The organism is Pantoea sp. VS1 (assembly GCF_002207995.1).
GTDB lineage: Bacteria > Pseudomonadota > Gammaproteobacteria > Enterobacterales > Enterobacteriaceae > Pantoea > Pantoea dispersa.
In genome coordinates this window covers 1-592 of the sequence record NZ_NHZE01000163.1, presented here as the reverse complement: position 1 = coordinate 592, position 592 = coordinate 1, and the positions used below count along the sequence as shown (strand labels likewise).

Sequence of the window (592 nt, the reverse complement as noted above, 5' to 3'; positions counted from 1 at the left end):
CGGCGGCGGCGCCAGCAAGGCGGCGGACACGCTGAGCCAGTACTGGATTAAGCGCGCCGAGCAGTACCACCCGGTGATTGATATCGGTGCCGGCAACGCCGTGACCGTGGTGTTCCAGAAGGGCTTCAGGCTGGAAACCATAGAAGACGCTGATGCCGAAAAGGCACAGAAAGAGGCACCGCAGCCGGTGGTGCAGCAGACCGCAGCGAACCAGCCGGTCAGCAACGGCGGCAGCAACAGCGCGCCGGTGTTAAATCCCGATGAAGTTCTGCGTCAGGCCAGCCAGCTGCACCTCGGCGACACCATTCCCCAGTGAAGGAGCGTCCGGATGAAACAGTGGTACGTACTGAAAACGAAGTTTGCGCAGGAAAAGAAGGCAGAGGCGCACCTCTCCAACCAGCGCGTGGAAAGCTGGCTGCCGCTGTATCACGACAGAAGGCTGAGCGGCGGCCGCGTCAGCGCCAGGCTGGAGCCCCTTTTTCCGGGTTACATTTTTGCCCGCTTCGACCCGGAGGAAATCCACACCACCACCATCAGGGCGACCCGCGGCGTGGCGACGATTGTGAGCTTTGGCAGCCGCCTCGCCATTATG

At 62.3% G+C, this 592-nt stretch carries 1 protein-coding gene and 1 pseudogene; both read left to right on the top strand.

What is annotated here, in order from left to right; all coding sequences use genetic code 11:
• Nucleotides 1-316: pseudogene (locus CBW22_RS25480) on the top strand (F-type conjugal transfer pilus assembly protein TraB); the annotation flags it as partial.
• A 12-nt stretch (nucleotides 317-328) separates the two neighbouring features.
• A partial coding sequence (locus CBW22_RS25475) for a transcription termination/antitermination NusG family protein (RefSeq protein WP_303396011.1) occupies nucleotides 329-592 on the top strand: 264 nt, incomplete at its 3' end.